The organism is Bacillus sp. B19-2 (assembly GCF_022832475.1).
Taxonomy (GTDB): Bacteria; Bacillota; Bacilli; order Bacillales; family Bacillaceae; genus Bacillus; species Bacillus paralicheniformis.
In genome coordinates this window covers 1-20126 of the sequence record NZ_JALHKQ010000007.1, presented here as the reverse complement: position 1 = coordinate 20126, position 20126 = coordinate 1, and the positions used below count along the sequence as shown (strand labels likewise).

The 20126-nt window shown below is 46.7% G+C and carries 20 protein-coding genes and 1 other annotated feature; of the genes, 18 read left to right on the top strand and 2 right to left on the bottom strand.

Annotation, left to right across the window (positions count from 1 at the left end; all coding sequences use genetic code 11):
- The first annotated feature begins 131 nt into the window (after positions 1 to 131).
- The 3 genes from MST20_RS19640 to MST20_RS19630 all read left to right on the top strand — a co-directional run bounded on the left by MST20_RS19640 (position 132) and on the right by MST20_RS19630 (position 3830).
- Positions 132 to 461 carry a DUF4257 domain-containing protein gene (locus MST20_RS19640; protein ID WP_016885609.1) on the top strand — a complete coding sequence of 110 codons (330 nt, stop codon included), beginning with the start codon at positions 132 to 134 and terminating at the stop codon, positions 459 to 461.
- Between the two features lie 102 nt (positions 462 to 563).
- Positions 564 to 770, top strand: a binding site (T-box leader).
- A 112-nt stretch (positions 771 to 882) separates the two neighbouring features.
- Entirely contained in the window at positions 883 to 3297 is a 2415-nt protein-coding gene (gene leuS, locus MST20_RS19635) for a leucine--tRNA ligase (protein WP_243944349.1), read from the top strand.
- 125 nt (positions 3298 to 3422) lie between these two features.
- Positions 3423 to 3830 (top strand): VOC family protein, encoded by a 408-nt coding sequence (locus MST20_RS19630; protein ID WP_243944347.1) that lies wholly within the window; start codon positions 3423 to 3425, stop codon positions 3828 to 3830.
- On the opposite strand, the gene MST20_RS19625 is transcribed toward MST20_RS19630, so the two are convergent.
- Positions 3827 to 4735, bottom strand: a complete 909-nt coding sequence (locus MST20_RS19625; protein WP_243944345.1) for a LysR family transcriptional regulator — start codon at positions 4733 to 4735, stop codon at positions 3827 to 3829. The two genes, MST20_RS19630 and MST20_RS19625, sit on opposite strands and share 4 nt — an antisense overlap.
- A gap of 127 nt (positions 4736 to 4862) precedes the next feature.
- Between MST20_RS19625 and MST20_RS19620 the strand changes: the two genes are divergently transcribed.
- The 5 genes from MST20_RS19620 (at position 4863) to MST20_RS19600 (ending at position 10357) form a co-directional block, all read left to right on the top strand.
- Positions 4863 to 6113, top strand: coding sequence for an APC family permease (locus MST20_RS19620; RefSeq protein ID WP_243944343.1), 1251 nt, complete (start codon positions 4863 to 4865; stop codon positions 6111 to 6113).
- Positions 6114 to 6144: 31 nt separating this feature from the next.
- Positions 6145 to 7032: a dienelactone hydrolase family protein gene (locus MST20_RS19615; protein WP_243944341.1), complete on the top strand. Its 888-nt coding sequence runs from the start codon at positions 6145 to 6147 to the stop codon at positions 7030 to 7032.
- A gap of 18 nt (positions 7033 to 7050) precedes the next feature.
- Positions 7051 to 7815, top strand: coding sequence for an NAD-dependent epimerase/dehydratase family protein (locus tag MST20_RS19610; RefSeq protein WP_243944339.1), 765 nt, complete (start codon positions 7051 to 7053; stop codon positions 7813 to 7815).
- 141 nt (positions 7816 to 7956) lie between these two features.
- Entirely contained in the window at positions 7957 to 8835 is an 879-nt protein-coding gene (locus tag MST20_RS19605) for a carbohydrate ABC transporter permease (RefSeq protein WP_243944337.1), read from the top strand.
- Positions 8836 to 8851: 16 nt separating this feature from the next.
- Positions 8852 to 10357: an extracellular solute-binding protein gene (locus tag MST20_RS19600; RefSeq protein WP_243944335.1), complete on the top strand. Its 1506-nt coding sequence runs from the start codon at positions 8852 to 8854 to the stop codon at positions 10355 to 10357.
- A gap of 31 nt (positions 10358 to 10388) precedes the next feature.
- On the opposite strand, the gene MST20_RS19595 is transcribed toward MST20_RS19600, so the two are convergent.
- Positions 10389 to 12698 (bottom strand): helix-turn-helix domain-containing protein, encoded by a 2310-nt coding sequence (locus MST20_RS19595; protein ID WP_243944334.1) that lies wholly within the window; start codon positions 12696 to 12698, stop codon positions 10389 to 10391.
- Positions 12699 to 12913: 215 nt separating this feature from the next.
- Here MST20_RS19595 and MST20_RS19590 point away from each other — a divergent pair, with 215 nt between their 5' ends.
- The 10 genes from MST20_RS19590 (at position 12914) to MST20_RS19550 (ending at position 19978) form a co-directional block, all read left to right on the top strand.
- Positions 12914 to 13879 carry an ABC transporter permease gene (locus MST20_RS19590; protein WP_020452644.1) on the top strand — a complete coding sequence of 322 codons (966 nt, stop codon included), beginning with the start codon at positions 12914 to 12916 and terminating at the stop codon, positions 13877 to 13879.
- A gap of 28 nt (positions 13880 to 13907) precedes the next feature.
- Positions 13908 to 15029, top strand: coding sequence for a glycoside hydrolase family 88/105 protein (locus MST20_RS19585; protein ID WP_075751893.1), 1122 nt, complete (start codon positions 13908 to 13910; stop codon positions 15027 to 15029).
- Complete coding sequence (locus tag MST20_RS19580) at positions 15026 to 15514, top strand: lipoprotein YteS (protein WP_243944332.1); 489 nt, start codon at positions 15026 to 15028, stop codon at positions 15512 to 15514. The genes MST20_RS19585 and MST20_RS19580 overlap by 4 nt, the downstream gene beginning before the upstream one ends.
- Before the next feature lie 21 nt (positions 15515 to 15535).
- Positions 15536 to 16813: a Gfo/Idh/MocA family oxidoreductase gene (locus MST20_RS19575; RefSeq protein WP_165427831.1), complete on the top strand. Its 1278-nt coding sequence runs from the start codon at positions 15536 to 15538 to the stop codon at positions 16811 to 16813.
- A gap of 13 nt (positions 16814 to 16826) precedes the next feature.
- Positions 16827 to 17474: a YesL family protein gene (locus MST20_RS19570; RefSeq protein WP_243944330.1), complete on the top strand. Its 648-nt coding sequence runs from the start codon at positions 16827 to 16829 to the stop codon at positions 17472 to 17474.
- 37 nt (positions 17475 to 17511) lie between these two features.
- A complete protein-coding gene (locus MST20_RS19565; RefSeq protein ID WP_243944328.1) occupies positions 17512 to 17871 on the top strand; it encodes a DnaJ family domain-containing protein in 360 nt (119 codons plus the stop codon).
- Positions 17872 to 17975: 104 nt separating this feature from the next.
- Positions 17976 to 19094 (top strand): response regulator aspartate phosphatase, encoded by a 1119-nt coding sequence (locus tag MST20_RS19560; protein ID WP_205689324.1) that lies wholly within the window; start codon positions 17976 to 17978, stop codon positions 19092 to 19094.
- A complete protein-coding gene (locus MST20_RS21220; protein WP_256700609.1) occupies positions 19091 to 19225 on the top strand; it encodes a hypothetical protein in 135 nt (44 codons plus the stop codon). Before MST20_RS19560 ends, MST20_RS21220 begins: the two co-directional genes overlap by 4 nt.
- Positions 19226 to 19307: 82 nt before the next feature.
- Positions 19308 to 19622: a rhodanese-like domain-containing protein gene (locus MST20_RS19555; protein ID WP_165427829.1), complete on the top strand. Its 315-nt coding sequence runs from the start codon at positions 19308 to 19310 to the stop codon at positions 19620 to 19622.
- Between the two features lie 173 nt (positions 19623 to 19795).
- A complete protein-coding gene (locus MST20_RS19550; RefSeq protein WP_003184510.1) occupies positions 19796 to 19978 on the top strand; it encodes a sporulation protein Cse60 in 183 nt (60 codons plus the stop codon).
- The last annotated feature ends 148 nt before the right edge of the window (positions 19979 to 20126 follow it).

Here is a 20126-nt window from a genome sequence, read left to right as displayed (position 1 = left end):
AACAAGCTTTTTTTCTTCTCAGACAGAACACATTTTCTGTATGGTAGTATCGAATATCATCGCAAGGGGTCTAGGGGGGGCTGCTCGATGGCCTGAAGTCGCTTGACTAAACTAAGGGCTTTAGGAAGGTGATGAAGATGCTGCATCAAGTTTTGGTTGCTTGTTTGATTGGAGGGATTATGGGGGTTCTCGGGCACGTTAAAAAAAGAGGACGCCTCGAGAAACCGAGAACAACGAAACGATTCATTTACCTTGGATTTTTTGAAGATATTCTTGTCGGAATGGTTGCTTCTATTTTGCTTGTTTTATCTGCGGAACCTGATTCTGGAATTCAGCTTGTCGTTTTATCGATCATTGCCGGCTACGGCGGTGAAGCTGTATTGAGAAGCTTTGACTTTGTCAGAGAACAGCAGGCAAATGTACAGAACTCCGAACGGCAAAACAAATCTCCACACGATTAAGATCCTCACTCTTACCCTTTTTTCAGCACATTCCCATTGTATACAAACCTGCTTGCACTTATGAACAGAATTCTATAAAATACAGATAAGATTACGGTTACGGCAAGAACAGTGAAGAGGAGCAGTAAGAAGCCCATTTTGTTTCAGAGAGTTGACGGCTGGTGAAAGTCAATCAAATGAGCTTCCGAACTCGCCTCAGAGTTGCAGCAGTGATGAGCTGCTGCCGCGTATCTGCGTTACAGATATCAAGTGAGTGTGCCGCATGCACACTAACAAGGGTGGTACCGCGGGAAATCTCTCGTCCCTTCTTAGGGATGGGAGAGTTTTTTTGATTTTAGAATAATCTGAATATAACGCTGCCAGTCCCGTCCATACTTGAAGACAAAGGAGCCGTACTCATATTCAAAGGAGGTTTTTACAATTGAGTTTTGACCATCAAACAATCGAGAAAAAGTGGCAGGACTATTGGCTGAAAAATAAAACGTTTGCCACGCGTGAAGATAAATCGAAACCGAAATTTTATGCATTGGACATGTTTCCGTATCCGTCAGGCGCAGGCCTTCACGTCGGACACCCTGAAGGCTATACGGCGACCGACATTTTGTCCCGCATGAAACGGATGCAAGGGTACAATGTCCTCCATCCGATGGGCTGGGATGCATTCGGGCTTCCTGCGGAACAATATGCGCTGGATACGGGAAACGATCCTGCCGTCTTTACCGAGCAGAACATTGCCAACTTCCGCCGTCAGATCAGAGCGCTCGGCTTTTCGTATGACTGGGACAGAGAAGTCAATACAACAGATCCGGACTACTATAAATGGACGCAGTGGATTTTCTTAAAGCTTTACGAAAAAGGTCTCGCTTATGTAGATGAAGTCCCTGTAAACTGGTGTCCTGCGCTTGGAACCGTTCTTGCCAATGAAGAAGTCATCGACGGCAAAAGCGAACGCGGCGGCCATCCTGTAGAACGCCGTCCAATGAAGCAGTGGATGCTGAAGATTACCGCTTATGCCGACCGCCTGCTTGAAGATCTGGAAGAACTCGACTGGCCGGAAAGCATTAAAGAGATGCAGCGCAACTGGATCGGCCGTTCCGAAGGGGCGCATGTTCATTTTGCGGTCGACGGCACAGACGAAACGTTTACGGTTTTCACAACGCGGCCTGACACATTATTCGGTGCGACATATGCCGTTTTGGCTCCGGAGCACGATCTGGTTCAAAAAATCACGACGCCTGAACAGAAAGACGCAGTCGACGCCTATATCGAAGAAGTTCAATCAAAGAGCGACTTGGAGCGGACAGACCTTGCGAAAACAAAAACAGGCGTCTTCACAGGTGCTTATGCGGTCAATCCGGCAAACGGAGAAAAAATTCCGGTCTGGATTGCGGACTATGTCTTGGCTACATACGGGACCGGGGCGGTCATGGCGGTTCCTGCCCATGATGAGCGGGACCACGAATTCGCATCTGCATTCGGGCTGCCGATCAAAGAAGTCGTCAAAGGCGGAGATGTTGAGAAAGAAGCATATACAGGCGACGGCGAACACATCCATTCAGACTTTCTGAACGGCCTTGATAAAGCGGCTGCGATCGAAAAAATGATCCAGTGGCTTGATGAAAACGGAAAGGGCGAGAAAAAGATAACATACCGCCTCCGCGATTGGTTGTTCAGCCGTCAGCGCTACTGGGGCGAGCCGATCCCGGTCATCCATTGGGAAGACGGCACATCGACTCCGGTTCCTGAAGAAGAGCTGCCGCTGATCTTGCCGAAAACGTCGGAAATCAAACCGAGCGGAACGGGTGAGTCTCCTCTTGCGAACATTAAAGAATGGGTGGAAGTGACAGATCCTCAAACAGGCAAAAAGGGAAGACGCGAAACGAATACGATGCCGCAATGGGCGGGAAGCTGCTGGTACTTCCTGCGCTACATCGATCCGAAAAACCCGAACGAACTGGCTTCCCCTGAAAAATTAAAGGAATGGCTTCCTGTCGATATGTATATCGGAGGGGCGGAACACGCGGTTCTTCACTTATTGTATGCGCGCTTCTGGCATAAATTCCTTTATGACATCGGGGTCGTTCCGACGAAAGAGCCGTTCAAACAGCTTTATAACCAAGGAATGATTCTTGGTGAAAACAACGAAAAAATGAGCAAATCGAAAGGCAATGTCGTCAATCCGGACGAAATAGTGGAGACGCATGGCGCGGACACGCTCCGGCTGTACGAAATGTTCATGGGGCCTTTGGATGCATCGATCGCCTGGTCAACGACAGGACTTGACGGCGCCCGCCGCTTCCTTGACCGCGTATGGCGTCTGTTCATCGATGACAATGGCGGGTTAAACGAGAAGATCGTTGAAGGAGCCGGCGAAACGCTTGAGCGCGTCTACCATGAAACGGTCATGAAAGTGACAGACCATTTCGAAGGTCTACGCTTCAATACAGGTATTTCTCAGCTGATGGTCTTCATCAATGAAGCATATAAAGCTGATCAGCTTCCGAAAGAATACATGGAAGGCTTCGTGAAATTGCTGTCTCCTGTCGCGCCTCACTTGGCTGAAGAGCTGTGGAGCCGACTTGGACATGAGGAAACGATCACATATGAAGCATGGCCTGTCTATGATGAAGCAAAGCTCGTTGATGACGAAGTCGAAATCGTCGTTCAGCTGAACGGAAAGGTGAAAGCGAAGCTGAACGTTCCAGCCGACGCCGACAAAGAACAGCTTGAAGAGCTGGCGAAAAACAATGAAAAAGTAAAAGAACAGCTCGAAGGAAAAACGATCAGAAAAGTGATCGCTGTACCTGGAAAGCTTGTCAATATTGTCGCAAATTAATGGCGAAAGCCCCTTCAATCCGAAGGGGCTTTTTTGTCATTCCGCCGAAAGGATGAAAATATTTCAGTCGTTCGCTTCGTTTCAAATGATCCATGACCGCTTAAAATGGAAAAAAGGAGATGATGATGATGCATTTTTCCGATTTTTCCGCCGTACAGGTCAGAATTGCCCGGCCTACAGACCGTTTTGACGAAATCGTTACGTTTTACGAAAAGGGGCTGGGCCTGAAAAAGCTTGGCGGTTTTTCCGGACATCAAGGGTATCGTGGCGTCATGTTCGGCCTGCCGAATGTCCAATATCACCTTGAATTCACCTCCCATATCGGAGGCAGCCCTTGCCCGGCACCGACCAAAGACAATCTGCTCGTCTTTTATATTCCTGATCAGAAGGAAATCAAGAGTATTTTAAAAAGGCTCGCTGACATGGGCCATCACGAAGTGCCGCCAGAAAATCCGTATTGGAACGACAAAGGGGCAACGGTGGAAGATCCGGACGGCTGGCGGATCGTGCTGATGAATACCGAAGGCATTTAGATATAGGAACGTTCTGCCTGTGCCCAGTCTCTTGCTTTCGTGCGGACGATATCTGTAAAGGCCGCCATTGCAGGAGAAAGCCATTTGTTTTTATGATACGCCATTTGAGTGGAAAACAGGGCGTCGCGGACCAGCGTGCCCTGAAGCTTTCCTTCTTCGATATCAGTGCGCGTTGTGATCAAAGGAAGAAGGGATACGCCTAAACCGCACATCACGCACTGTTTAATCGCTTCGACACTCCAAAACTCCATCGTATGGTCGGCAATGACTCCCCTTTGACGTAAATACTCCTCAAAAAAATCACGGTAGCTGCAGCCGTGCTCCGTATATAAAAACGTTTCATTTGCGGTAAAAGTCAAATCATCAAGGGCCTTTTGTCCTGCCGGGTGTTCCTTGGGAAAGATGAACACCATCGGCTCATTGACCAGCTTTTCAACATGAAGGTCGTTTTCTTTCCGATCGTTGTCCAAAAGAAAAGCGACATCGATTTTTCCCTGCTTCAATTCGTCTCTCAGCTGCCAGCACGTGGAAGACTTTAATGTGACCGTGACCTGCGGATATTTGTTAGTAAATTCGTGAAGAATGGCAGGCAATCTGTAAACCGTTAAAGATTCCGAGGCGCCGATGATCAAGTTTCCCGACGGCTCCTGGTCGTTTTCCGGAATGTGCCTCGCTTTTTCATACAGTTCGACCATTTCTGCGGCATAAGGGAGAAGGTGTTTTCCCGCTTCCGTCAGCATCATTTTTTTCCCCAGCCTGTAGAACAGCGGCTTTCTTAATTCTTGTTCGATTGCTTGAACGTGCGAAGTCACAGTGGACTGCGCATATCCCAAATAATCGGCAGCACGGGTAAAACCGCCGATATCGACGATGGTTTTGAATGTTTTCAAATGTCGGATCTCCATCTCGTCATCCCCCTTTTTTATCTTATATCGAAAAATTCGAAGTTACAGATCGATAATATCTATTTTACTGATGAATTAAACAAGATTACAATCATTTTAAACGACTTTGCGAAAGGATTGTATCAGTATGAGAGAAAAAAAGCTTGGCCCTTTATTATTAAGCGGGCTGATGACGGGACCCATTTTAGGATCCGGAATCATTCTGCTGCCGCCGATGATTCATCAGACAGCGGGGGACTATGCGATTTTTGCATGGCTGTTGATGTTGGGAATCGGTTTTTTATTTGCCTGGATTTTTGCCAGATTGAGCGTCGAGTATCCGAATGATGCCGGGATTGCCTATGCGGCTGAAAAAGCGTTCGGTTCCCGTGTTAAAAAGTTGGCAGTCTTTTATTTTATCATGGCTGCGAGCTTCGGCCCCGCCGCCGTATTAATGACGGTCGGCGAATATATTCATTCTCTTGCGGCCGGTACGGCGTTCCCTGCCGAACTGTACGGCTTCATTTTTTTTATCTTTTGTATGGCAGTCCTTTGCTTTAATCTTTCATTTGTCGGCATGGTTGCACTCATTTTTTCCACTGCCGCGGCCCTCATCCTGTTTGGAAGCAGCGCGGCTTCTGTGCCTTACTTCCGTGAGGGGCCGCTCGTAGACGGAAACTTTCAGTTTGCTGATTTTGGCCGCGGATTGCTGCTGCTGTTCTGGGCATTGGTCGGATGGGAAATCGTCGGCAACTACAGCATGGAAGTGAAAAACCGCGGGAAAACGATTCCCCGGGCCGTCGTGATCAGCAGCCTGACGGTAACGATCATATATGTGGCGACTGCGGCAGCTGTTCAATGGATTGATCCGAGATTCTTTGCAAACGGACAATTGAAGCTGGCGATGATGCTGACGCCGTTGTTCGGATCTTTTGCATTGCCGGTGATCGCAGTGCTCACCGCTGTCCTCTGCATGTGCGCTTATTTTCAGGTGACAGGCGGAGCAGCCAGGCTGGTGGCATCGCAGGCCGGCGGGCTGTTTGCCTGCAGATCAAGGGGAAATCAGCCGATGGCTGCGCTGGGGCTTATGTTTTTCATCCATACCGTCGTTTTCGTCTGCCTGATGTTTCACTTTCTTAATGTTGAGACGCTGGTCCTGATCGCAAACGCCTTTTTCATCTGCAACTCGCTGTGCGGTCTTGCCGCTGCTTACAAGCTGCTATCCGGCCGCGTTTACAAAATAGGCTGCCTCTTTCTCATAGGGTGCTTCTCACTGCTTCTTTTGTTTTCATCACCCTGGGTCTTACTGTTTATCATGCTTGCCAGCGCCTTGGTTGTGGTGAACTTCCGTCAACTTATCATCTGGAAAAAGGTAAAACGCCCTTTCAAATCGTATTAATGAACCAAACGAAAAAAGAAAGGGGAACACGATGCGCAGTCAACTTTTCAAACTGCTCGGCGATTTGCCGGGGAAAAAAAGCATTGATGTAAGCACTCTTAAAATTGAAGAAAAGTCATCTTTTATTCTCGAAACGCTTTTGCTTGATTTAAACGGAATTGAAGCGGTGCCGGCCTATTTTGCAAAACCGAAACAGATGAACGGCAAGCGGCCGGCCGTGCTTTACTGTCATTCACACGGAGGACGTTACGAAAGGGGAAAGGAGGAGCTGATTGAAGGAGCGGATTACTTGGAAATGCCGCCGTTCGCCGAGGAATTGACGGCCTTGGGATTTTCCGTGCTTGCGATTGACCATTGGGCTTTCGGAGACAGGCGCGGCAAAACGGAGAGTGAGATATTTAAAGAAATGCTTTGGACAGGGCGGGTGATGTGGGGAATGATGGTCTTCGACAGCATCAGAGCCATCGATTACCTGAGCATGCGGGAGGACACAGACGAAAGCCGCATCGCTTCACTCGGCATGTCGATGGGAGGTCTGATGGCCTGGTGGACTGCTGCATTGGATGAACGGGTCAGCGTATGCGTTGATATATGCGCGCAGGTGGACAGCGAAACATTAATTAAGACGCAAAATTTGGACCGTCACAACCTCTATTCGTATGTTCCAGGGCTGGTCAAGCACTTTTCAACCGCTCAAATCGAAAGCCTGATCGCTCCAAGGCCTCATTTAAGCCTCGTCGGAACCGCAGATAAGCTCACGCCAGTTCAAGGGATTGACCTTATTGAAGAAAAGCTGTCTGATGTGTATAAAGAAAAAGGCGCCGGTGAACGCTATGAAGTGTTTCGCTCTCATTCAGGGCACTTCGAGACAGCCGGAATGAGGCATAAAGCGATCGGTTTCTTAAAAACATGGCTGTAAACCAGGAGGTGAATCACTGTGAAAAAGGTGACGATCATCGGAGGGAACGGCACGGTCGGTCGCGTATTAGCGGGCGGATTGGCAGGCGAAGGATATGAGGTGACAGTGCTGGATGTAAAAGAACCTGATGAAAAGCCGGCTGTCCGCTTTGTCCGGGTGGATGCGACAGATTACAATGAAGTCGTGAAAAGCATTCCTCTGAATACGGATGCGGTGATCAACCTTTTGGCTGTCAAGCCGACTGGCGATTTGCTTGATCGGCGGGAGTTTGAGAAAATGACGGATATCTTTTTTAAAGCGACATATACGATTTTGCGGGCGGCGGCGGAGCTCGGCGTGCCGAAGGTGGTTTTTGCAAGCAGCAACCATGTGACAGATGTGTATGAAAAGGACGGCGATTCTCTGCTGGGGAGGCAGATCAACACGGATGACTACCCGCAGTCGAAAAGCTTGTACGGCTTGCTAAAATTGGCGTCCGAAAATCTCGGCTACCTTTTCTCGCACCAATTAGACGCCAAGGTTTCCGTGATCAATCTGCGGATCGGGACAGCCGCTGAAAATGAGCAAGAAACGCTGCGCGCAAAACCGAGGAGCCAAAAAACGCTGTTATCCCACCCCGACCTCATCGGGATTTTTAAAGCAGCAATCGAATCCGGCAAAACATATGGTACATATTATGCTGTCAGCGACAATAAGGGGCGGCCGTGGTCGATCGATTCCGCCATTCGGGAACTGGGGTTCAAACCGAAAGTCAGCGCCTCAGACATCCTTGATGAAGACTGACGTATCATCTTCTAAGGTGATGATCTTTTTCTCCGCTTTTCTGATCCTGCTTAAAAAATGATTATAGACGCTCTCCTTTCTGTTTGCTACATTTTAGACACGATATCGTAATATTTTGACAGCGCTTACAAGGAGGGGGAAATGACGATCAGGCATTCTGCTGGAAGCCGTATGTTTGACATATTGAATTATTCATTTTTAACAGGGTTCGGATTGGTTTGTGTGCTGCCGTTCATCCATGTTATTGCAGCCTCTTTCGCGACAGTTGAAGAGGTTATTTCAAAAAAGTTTATCTTAATACCGACGACTTTTTCGCTGGATGCGTACAGGTATATTTTTTCAACTGACATTGTGTACAGAAGCTTAATCATTTCTATTCTTGTCACAGCCGCAGGAACAGCGGTCAGCATGTTTCTATCCTCTTTAATGGCATACGGGTTGTCGAGAAGGGAGCTGATGGGAAGGCGCGTCCTCATGTTCTTGGTCGTGTTCACGATGCTGTTCAGCGGAGGGATGATCCCGACCTTTCTCGTGGTAAAATCGCTCGGATTGCTCGATACCTATTGGTCTCTGATTCTTCCGACGGCTATCAATGCGTTTAACTTGATCATTTTAAAGAACTTTTTTCAAAACATACCATCAAGCCTCGAGGAATCCGCCAAAATCGACGGCTGCAATGACATCGGCATTTTCTTCCGCATCATTCTTCCGTTGTCTTTGCCGGCGATTGCGACAATTTCGCTGTTTTACGCCGTCACCTATTGGAATACGTACATGCAGGCGATTCTGTATTTGAGCGATGCGACAAAATGGCCGATACAAGTTTTGCTTCGCCAGATTGTCATCGTATCAAGCGGTATGCAAGGGGATATGACGGAGATGGGAGCAGCCGCAGCGCCGCCGGAACAAACGATCAAAATGGCGGTCATTGTCGTTGCAACCATACCGGTGCTGCTCGTGTATCCGTTTATTCAAAAGCACTTTGCAAAAGGCGCTCTTTTAGGGTCAATTAAAGGATAAAAACGGAGGGGACAATATGGGGAAAAAATGGCTGATCGCGATTTTTGCGTTCGCGCTTTTAGCCGGCGGACTGCTTGGCTGTTCGAACAGCGGAGCTGATCAGGCTTCTACAAAGGATGAGAAAGTCGATCTGAACTCGCCTTTGGACTTGAGCTGGATGGTAATCCTTTATCATCAGCAGCCGCCGAAAGATACGGCGATTAAAAAAATCGAGGAGCTCACCAATACAAAGCTCGACTTAATGTGGGTGCCTGATGCGGTAAAAGAAGACCGCTTAAACTCAGCGCTCGCCGCCGGAAACCTGCCGAAAGTCGTCACCATTCAGGACATTAAAAATTCATCTGTCATGAATGCGTTCAGATCGGGGATGTTTTGGGAGGTCGGACCTTATTTAAAGGATTATCCGAATTTAAGCAAGATGAACAAGCTGATCAATAAAAACGCTTCGATCGACGGAAAGCTTTACGGCATTTACAGGGAGCGCCCGTTATCAAGACAGGGGGTTGTCATCCGTAAAGACTGGCTTGACAACCTTGGGCTCGAAATGCCGAAGACGGTTGATGAACTTTACGAAACAGCGAAGGCATTTACAGAAAAAGATCCTGACCAAAACGGAAAGAACGATACGATCGGCTTTGCCGACAGAAACGATTTGATCTACGGCGCCTTTAAAACATTGGGGTCCTATATGGGCATGCCGACTGACTGGGAAGAAAAAGACGGCAAGTTCACGCCTGACTTCATGACAAAAGAGTACATGGACACGATGAAATATATGAAAAAACTGTATGATGAAGGGCTGATCAACAAAGACTTCCCGGTGACGAGCAAAACGCAGCAGCAGGAGATGTTTTCACAAGGGAAAGCCGGCATTTATGTCGGAAATATGGTCGATGCCGTCAATTTAAGAGACCAGTCTGTCGATGATAAAATGGAGCTTGAGATCATCAATCGGATCAAAGGGCCGGATGGAAAGGAACGCGTCTGGGCATCAGGCGGGCATAACGGAATCTTTGCCTTCCCGAAAACAAGCGTCAAAACAGAAAAAGAACTGAAGAGGATTCTGGCCTTTTTCGACCGGATCGCCGAAGAGGATGTTTACAGCCTGATGACATACGGGATTGAAGGCGTTCACTATAATAAAGAAGGGAATAAACAATTCAAACGGATCGACGAGAAACTGAAAGACTGGCAGGCGGAAATCCAGCCGCTCGTCTCTCTCGTCGGCATTGATAAACAATATTTGAAAAATACGGGGGATCCGCTCCGCACAAAATATGAAGAGCTGACAGAGGACAATAATGAGATCATCGTCTCAAATCCGGCCGAAAGCTTGTACTCACCGGCCGCATCTGAAAGAGGCGATGAACTGCAAAAGATCATTGATGATGCCACATATCAATTCATCCTCGGCAAAACGGATGAAAGCCAGTTCGAGAAAGCGGTTGAAAAATGGCGGTCGAACGGCGGAGATCAAGTCATAGAAGAATATGAGGAGTCATTTAAAAAAGCGGAAAAATAGAAGACAATCCCGGGAAGCCGGGATTGTCTTTTTATGCCGAATGATTTTTCAGCTCGCGGTATTTGCCGGGCGTGATTCCTTCCAGCTTTTTAAATGAGCGGATGAAATTCTGCGGATTTTTGTATTTCAGTTTTTCGGAAATTTCTTTTACGGACAGCGTCGTTTCCGTCAGCCAGTTTTTCGCGATATGATGCCTGTAGGATGACAAGTATTCGCTGAACGATATTTTCATTTCTTTCCTGAAGATGCTGCTTAAATAGTTGGGGTTGTAATGAAGCCTGCCTGCGATCGATTCGAGCGTCAAGTCCGTGTCGAATTCCTGCTGGATAATATGGACGATTTTTTCTGAGATGTTTTTGTATTGCGATTCTTCTCTGATGCTGAGTGTATCGATCATTTTGACGATGATCTGCGCGTTCAGCCAGCTTTCGATCTCCTCGATCGTCGTCAGCTCAAAGACGTCGTCGTACAGCATCGTATTTTCGTTCGGTTCAAAAATCTCGATTCCGAGCAAATGCATAAATTCAATCAAGTTGTTCAACAGCCTTGCAATCGCTACCTGGCAGTGATGCGGATTCATGTTTTCAGAACAAATCGATTCAAGGAGAAGATGAAGCTGTTCGGCCGCTTGTTTACGGTTGCACGTTTTAATGGCTTCAAACAGTTCATTTTGGATCTGCTTTGGAAACTGGGTTAAAAACGCTTTGTTGCGGTCAAGATGCTCATAGAAAATCACCGCGTGTTTTCCTGATTTCAGACGGTATGTCAACGCTTCAAGCCCTTCCAAGTAAGCGCGCTTCGACATTGCAAGACTTGTAAACGGCTGGCTGATGCCGATGCTGACGAACAATCCAAGCTCTTCATGAATTTTATCCCTGATGGCTGATGCGGTATGTTCCAGGTCCTCCTGAAACCTGTCCAGCGGCTGTCCGCGGTTCAGGATGATGATGGTCTGCGTTTTATCAATGACAACCGGAGGGAGGCGCTTATTCTTGGGCACAGATCGTTCGACAAGACTGTTGATCGCAAACAGCAGGACATCAAGATCCTTTTTTTCATATGACGTGTCTTTCAATGTATCAATTTGTAAGGCAAAAACGGACAGGTGGCTCCAATCTTCAGGGAAGCCGAGCCCTGTAAAACGGTCTTTGATTTCTTCTTCGCTCAGTTTGCCGAGCAAAAGCCTTGTTAAAAAATACTGCTTCAGCTGGGTGACCTGCTGTTCGACGCGCACCTTCAGATCATGGTTTTTATTTTTCATCTCTTTAATATTCCGTTCAATCAGTTCAAATTCGTTTTTCGGATTCTCTTGGCCTGAATCAGCCCCTGCAGAAAAGCCTGAGACGGATTCGTACAAAACCTTGATCGGCCTGTAAAAATGACGTGAACCAAACCAGGAAAATAAATATGAAAGCGCTAACAAAATAACGCAGGTCGTAAACGTGAACCAGCCGATTGATGCCGTCTGCTGATAAAGTTCCGGAATGGTCGTTAATGAAATGTATATCCAATTATTGTAATCTGATTTCTGGTATGTAATGTTATAGGCGGTGTCGCTGACTGTTGTATCAAACTGGCCGTTTTTGTCCTGGTGCCGGTGGATCGTTTTGAAATAATCCTCTTGTTTGATCGATTGCCCAATCATTGACGGGTCTGAGTGAAGGATGATCCGTCCGTTGTCATCAAGCACCATCATGCTGTTTGTTTTTGAATGATGAGGCATGCGCTTGACAAGTGAACAAGAAGGAATGCTTGCGATCGCAAGGCCTCTGTTTTCCATGCTGTTCAGAGGAAGCTGTTTGACCAGATTGACGTTGTACAGGCAGTTGCCCGAAGCCCCTTCTTTTGTGGCGACAAGATCGTTGTTTTTTTCAAGCACCCAGCTGGAACGGCTTTTTAAAGCGTTGTAAAGCGAGATCGTGATGGCTTGTTTTCCCTGATCTAAAGGATATAAACCGGAATTGTTGATATACCACTTTTTTTCTTGGCTGATCAGCGTGATATCCGACAGATCGGTATCGAATGTCTGCAGTTCGTTTAATTCCTTGTTGATTTGGTTATACAGCTGAAAGCGTTCTGGTGTAATGGTGCGGCTGAGTGTCTGAATTAAAGGATAGGAACGGACGTAATTGGTGAAGGAATGGTCAACCGTTTTTAAAATATGCTCGATATTTAGCTGTGTCTGGCCAACGGTTTGGAGCTTTTCGTTTGTAACGTTTTGTTCAATGGTTTCCGCTGATCTCTGATAGGAAAAAAAGCCGACGATGATGACTGGAATGGTGCTGAGAACGAGAAAGAAGGTCACCAGCTTATAGTAAAACTTATATTGTTTTCTCTTCATAAATTCCCCCCCAACAAATCTTCGTTTGAGATGTTCATATATAATTAATTCGACTTTTGTGTGAATTTGTCAATAATCATTTTCTAACCATCGTTTCATTTTATTAGGTTTTTCCGGCTGCCGGGCGAGGTGCGGCCGATGTGATGATATGATTGTAGATTTATTTTTTCATGGTGGGATAAAGTGAAAGCAAACATCACGAAGGGAGGCCGTTTATGAAAGCAGCTGATGTCCAGACCGGAAAAAATCCGGCCCATATTGTTGAAAAAAAACGAAAGACGCGTTTTTGGGAAAAGCTTCTCCAGCAAAAATATTTATATTTGATGATTCTGCCGGGACTGATTTATTTTTTGCTTTTTAAGTATGTGCCGATGTGGGGGATTGTCATAGCGTTTCAGGATTACCAGCCGTTTCTCGGCATAACGGGGAGCGAATGGGTGGGTTTTAAGCATTTTGAAAGGCTGTTTACCGAACCGACATTTTTTATGCTTCTGAAGAATACATTGATTTTGTTTTTCCTCAACCTTGTTGTATTCTTTCCGATACCGATTATTTTGGCGCTTTTATTGAATGAAGTCAGAGTCGCATTGTTCAAAAAGTTTGTCCAGACGCTGATCTATATTCCGCATTTTATGTCATGGGTCATTGTCGTATCGCTTTCATTCGTCCTGTTGACGGTTGACGGAGGATTGATCAATGAGATTATCGCCTACTTCGGCGGAGAAAAGATCAACTTTTTGCTGAATGAAAGCTGGTTCAGACCGATGTACATTCTCCAGGTCATCTGGAGGGAAGCCGGCTGGTCAACGATCATTTATTTGGCGGCGATTACCGCTGTCGATCCGCAGCTTTACGAAGCGGCGAAAATGGACGGGGCCAATCGCCTGAGGAGGATGTGGCATGTCACACTACCTGCGATCAGAAGCGTCATCGTTGTTTTGCTGATCTTGAAAATCGGCGATACGCTCGAGCTCGGCTTTGAGCATGTGTATCTGCTTTTGAATGCAACGAACCGCGAAGTGGCCGAGATCTTTGATACGTATGTATACACGGCCGGATTAAAGCAGGGGCAGTTCAGCTACAGTACAGCCGTCGGTTTATTTAAAGCAGCTGTCGGTCTCATTCTTGTCATATTTGCAAACAGGATGGCGAAGAAATTTGGAGAAGAAGGAATATATTAATATTTTTTGATGAAAGGAATTGAATGACATGAATCAATCTCTCATCACAAAAACGCCTCTTTACATTGCCGAAGAAGCGGCCAAAACAATAATGAAAGCGTATACACCAAAGGAGCTGCCGCCGGCCGGACGCTGGCACTACCATCAGGGCGTATTTCTGTGCGGACTGATTCGCCTCTGGGAAGAAACGGGGAAAGAAGCATACTTCAAATATGTAAAAGAATACGCCGATGAGCTCATTGACGGCTGCGGGAATTTTTATTTCAGGAGGGATGAACTGGACGCCATACAAGCCGGACTTATCCTTTATCCTTTGTATGATGAAACGGGCGATGAACGCTACCGTAAAGCCGCCAAAAAGCTGAAGGGCCTTTTTGATACGCTGAATCAAACAGAAGAAGGCGGGTTTTGGCATAAAGATAAATATCCTTACCAAATGTGGCTTGACGGGTTGTACATGGGAGGGCCTTTCGCACTCAAGTATGCAAGAGCGTTCAATGAGCCTGAACTGTACGATATGGTCATCCTCGAGGAAAAACTGATGAGAAAACATACGAAAGACTGCAGGACGGGATTATATTATCATGCGTGGGATGAAAAGAGGGAAATGCCCTGGGCCGACCCTGTTTCAGGCTGTTCTCCCGAATTTTGGGGAAGGTCAATCGGCTGGTACGCGCTTGCACTGAGCGATATGATCGAACTGCTCCCGCAGGGGCATGACACAAGACAGGAGTGGACCCGGGCGCTTCAAGAGATGGTCAAAAGCATTGCCGATTTTCAAGATGAACGCACAGGGTTATGGCACCAGGTTGTCGATAAAGGCGGACTTCCGGATAATTGGCTTGAAAGCTCCTGCTCGTGTTTGTATATGTACGCGATGACGAAAGGAGCTCGCATGGGCTATATCGATTCATCATATATTGATAGAGCCGCAAAGGCTTTCAAAGGACTCGTCGAAGAGAAAATCGAGCTGAGCGCAAAAGAAGGCTTGCTTTTAAAAGATATTTGCGTCGGAACTTCTGCAGGGACATACGATTATTATGTCGGGCGGGAAAAAAGCACCAACGATCTTCACGGTGTCGGCGCATTGATCATGGCTCTTGTAGAACTCGAAAAGACCGGCCGCTTTTCCCGCGAGGCAGCGAAGTGAAGAACTTCGCTTTCTCCGTCCTTCTATTTGCAGCAGTGCTTCTTTTTTCCTCATGCGGAAAGGATGGTAGCCGGGGAACAGACGTATTGATCTTTTCGGATGCACCGGCTGAAATAAAGGAAAACGTCCAGCGCGCTGCCGGAAAAGAACAGCTCAACATCACCGTTTTCCCGGCTGCACCGGAAAAACTTCTAGTTGAAATTGCGGCGAAAGAAGGAGATCTGTTTATCGTTCCAGAAGACATGTTTAAACCTTTTTACGATCCCGAAGGACTTCAGCCATTGAATGTTGCCTCGGAAGAAAAAGAGCCGTACAGCGCTCCGGGTAAAAACGGGGACGTACAGCTGTATGCGGCTGTCATTGAAAAAGGAGAAAAACGTTTGAACGGCTATACGTTTCAGCTGAATACAGACATGGCAGCTTTCATACCGGTCTATGCGAAGAAAACCCCTGAAGCGACGGAACTCATCGAAGCGCTTCGCTGAAAATGAAAGGGGGAGGAACCGATGAAAACATATGCGATATGCGGTCTGAGCGGCCGCGCTTTTAACATGTTTATCGAGCCTCTAGTGGGAAAATACGGGGAAGAACACCGCATTGCTGCACTCCTTGACAGCGATCCGCTAAGGGAAGAAGTCTGCAAAGACAGGTTTCCGGCGCTTCGTCCTGTCCCGTTTTTCGAGGAGAAAGCGTTTACCGAAATGCTTGACAAAATCAAGCCGGACGCCATTATTGTAGCAAGCCGTGATGATACGCATGTCCGCTATATATTGGGCGCTTTACAGGCGGATATCGATGTGGTCACTGAAAAGCCGATGGTGACAACGGCACGGGATGCGGCAGCCGTGTTAAAAGCCGAAGCCGAGAGCAAAGGAAAAGTGACTGTAACGTTTAATTACCGCTGCAATCCGTACCACCGCAAGATCAAAGAGCTGATACTTGAAGGAAAGCTCGGCACGATTACGTCGGTTGACTTGAACTGGTACATCGATACGTATCACGGCGCAAGCTATTTTAAACGTTGGAACAGGATGAGAGCATACTCCGGCGGGCTTTCCGTCCATAAGTCAACCCATCATTTCGACCTTGTCAATTGGTGGCTTGATCAAACGCCTCGCGAGGTTTTTGCCTATGGCGGCCTGTACTACTACGGGCCCGGCGGCGAAATGAATCCTGAAAAAGGGGAAAAACGCTATTGCGGAACATGCCATGTCAAGAAGAAGTGCCGCTATTATATGAGGTGGCAGGCAGGCGACCCGCAGGACGATCATGTCAAGACCAACGAAAGCCGGCATCTACTCTATACCGATTACAGGCCTGACGCGTGTATTTTCGATGAAGAAATCGATATCGAGGATACGTATGCAGCCGTTTTGAAATACGACAAAGGGGCGCTGCTGAATTACTCCGTTCATTTTTCAGCCCCGTATGAAGGCTACCGGCTTGCAATCAACGGGACAAAGGGAAGGCTTGAAACGCAGGAATATCATGCGCCGGCAAGGGTTCCATTTGAAGTTCCCGAACAGACCATCGATTATTATCCGCTGTTTGAATCGAAAGAAACGATTCGCGTCGTCAGGCAGCCCGGCGGGCATGGCGGAGGAGATCCGCTGCTTTTGGAAGAGCTGTTTGGCGGAGGAGACCCGTTGAGGAATTACGACATTCTGGCCGGTGCCGAAGCAGGCGCCTATTCAATTGCAGCCGGCGAGGCATTATGGCGCTCCATCAAAGAAAAAAAGCCGATAGGAATCAGTGAACTTCTGTATACCCGGCAATATACATAAAGGGGGGGGATTCATGGAACAAAGTGTTTCCATGGGAAGGGTGCTGAGCTTTTGTGATTGGGTGCTGAAGTTTTTTTACGCCAATCTGCTGTGGTTTGTTTTTACGATGCTCGGCCTTGGCGTCTTCGGGTTTATGCCGGCGACGACTGCATTGTTTTCCGTGATGAGAAAATGGATTATGGGCAAAACCGATATTCCGATATTTAAAACGTTTTGGCAGGCGTACCGCGGCGAGTTTTTTCGTTCCAACGTTATCGGTCTTATTCTGGCGGCGGTTGGCATCATCATTTATGTTGACCTTGCTTTTATTTATCCGGAGCATTTCCTATTGCACGTTCTCCGGTTCGTCATTATGATTTTTGGGTTTTTGTTTTTGATTATGCTGTTTTATATGTTCCCGCTGCTCGCCCATTTCGATTGGAAGAAGCGGATGTATTTTAAGTTTTCGCTGATTCTGGGCATATCGTATTTACAGTATACATTAACGATGATGGCGGTCACTGCCGTGCTTTATATCGCTTTTGCCTTTCTGCCAGGAATCGTTCCTTTTTTCAGCGCCAGCCTGCTCAGCTATGCGGTCATGTGGCTGGCATATCAAGTATTGAAAAAAGCGGAAGCCGCAGAACAGAGGGAAACCGTCATCACGACAAGATACACCTGACCCTTTGCTTCAGGTGTGATGAGAGGAGATGGCTCATATGAGTGAAGAATTTGAAAAACGATATCTTCACTGGATTGATCAAGCCGTAAAGGAGAGCGAAAAGAAAGACGACTTCAAGTCCCTCCCCGGTTTTGGAAGACCGCTCAGCAAAGAGGCGCTCGAGGGGGATGCGCTTTCGTCAACTCTAAAAAACGCCCGTTATCTGCCGGAGTGGCTGAAGCTGCAAAAGGAAATTAAACAAGAGATTGAAAAAGCGATCAAATCGCATCAGCGCGAATCGCTGATCGATGCCATCAACCTAAAAATTAAAAAATACAACCTCACCTGTCCGAACCAATTCCAAAAAGGCCTTGTTTCAGCCAAAAACCTCGAAAGGCAGCTCAAATATTGGAGCTGACGCCATTCCTTGCACTTATTCATAAAAATAATTGCCAATAACAATTATCTTCTGTAAAATAAAGTTAATAAATTTAATTTTTATGTTTTTAAAAAGAAGAAAGGATGAATGAAGAAGTGGAAGCGAAAGCGGCATACGAAAAAGCGGCCGGGCTCTTGAATCAGTGGTACACCATGATCAAGCGCCATGAAGCGCTCCAGGCTGTATCTTTGAGATACGAGATCCGAAACCTGCTTTCTAAAATGGAGAAAAACAGAGATTTGGAGCTCTATTTTCAGCTTTTGGACTACCGCTGCAAATTGATGATGGAGCAGTTTGCAGAATCAGCCGAGCTCTTCCGGAAGATTAAAAGGCAGAAGGAAACGGTTAAGAACGCGGATGATATCATTCAGTACTATTTTTTCTTTTTTTCAGGCATGTATGAGTTTTATGAGAAAAACTATCTTGAAGCGATCAGCTGTTACAAAAAAGCGGAAATGAAGCTGCATAAACTGACCGATGAAATTGAAAAAGCGGAATTTTACTATAAAATCGCGACCGCCTACTACCAAATAGATGATCATTTCAGATCGTTGAACTACTCCGAAAAAGCGCTCTCACTTTTCAGCAAGCATAAAGAATACATAGACAAAACGATCGGGTGCGAAATGATTCTCGGATCGGTTCAGTTTGAACTGTTCCGCATCAAACAAGCCGAGGAACACTACGGCCGGGCGCTTGATCAGGCCGTTTCCCTCCAAAACCGGCGAATCATCGGGCTGATCTATCATAATATGGGTCTGAACTACGCCAAATGCAGCATGCCGCTTTTGGCGGAAGAGCACTTTAGAAAAGCCCTTTCAATCGGTGTCCATGAGCAATCGGTCTTTGGCATTAACACCCTTTTTGAGCTGTCTCACCTCATGTACAAAAACGGTTCTCCCGAAGAAGCGAGACGTCTCTGCAAAGAGGGATTTACCAGAGCGGCCGAACAAGGAGAAGATGAATATGCGGCGAAATTCAGGCTGATTTTCGCCCTGTATGACGCGGGCCATCCGCTCGATATTGAACTTTCGCTTGAATACATGAGCGATAAACGACTATGGCCGCATGTTGCCGAACTGACAAAAGATATAGCCGATTACTACATGAAGTCCGGCGACCATGAAAAAAGCGCGCTTTACTTGGAAAAATCGCAGCATGCCAAGAATCAAATATATAAAATGAAGGAGGAGCTCATATGAAAAAATCCATCTGTTTTTTCGCCGTCATGCTTGTTTGTCTGATAGGAGGAAGCTTCACAGCCGATTCTGCAGCACAGGACGGATCATTTCAGCCATTAGGCAAATCTGTGTTTCCTGACAGCGGACGATAGAGAAAATCTGCTGAAATAGAAATTGCCTCCCGACTTTTGCTATAATAGTCTCACCTAAAGGCAATTGAAGGGAGCAGTAACGATGACGATAAAAGAGATTTCGCCTGATGAGCTGAAAGACAGGCTTGCAAAAGGAGAAACACTGAACATTATTGACGTCAGAGAAGATGAAGAGGTGGCTGAAGGAATGATCCCTGAAGCCGTTCACATTAAAATGGGGGATATTCCTGAAAAACTCGATGTCTTTCAAAAGGAGCAGCCTTATATTTTTGTCTGCCGATCAGGCAAGCGCAGCGAAAATGTCTGCCTCTATTTGCAGGATAAAGGCTTTGATGTCACCAATATGGTCGGCGGCATGCTCGAATGGACCGGAAACACAAAGCCGAAAACAAAATAGCGGGTCCGGCTTCTTATCTGTACAGATAAGAAGCTTTTTATTGCAATGGATTATGACATGTCAGGAAACGTTCGGAGCGTCCTGCCGGCGACATTCAAGGTTCTTTCGCTCAGGATTTTAAGCATAACTTCGGCTGTGTGCGAATACCTTTCATTATAGAAAGGAGAGAGCGTATGCTGAAGGTGGCCGTATTTGATGAAGAACACGAAAAAGATTTGCAGCATGAGATCAATGAATTCTTAAAAAAGCTGTCGGAAGACCAGCTGGTCGATATAAAATATGACGTATCAGCCGCATGCGATCCTCAAGGCGAACAGCTTTACTGTTTTTCAGCGTTAATTTTATACAGGACATAAAAAAACAGCTCTTCAAAGGAAGAGCTGTCAGCTTGTCGACAAAGCCATAAAAAGTGGCTTGATCGACAAGCTTTTTTTGTTAAAATGTGAGTGAAATCTAGTTTTTGGAGGTTTTTCCATGTTGTCTAAGCACTCTAAAGATCAGCGC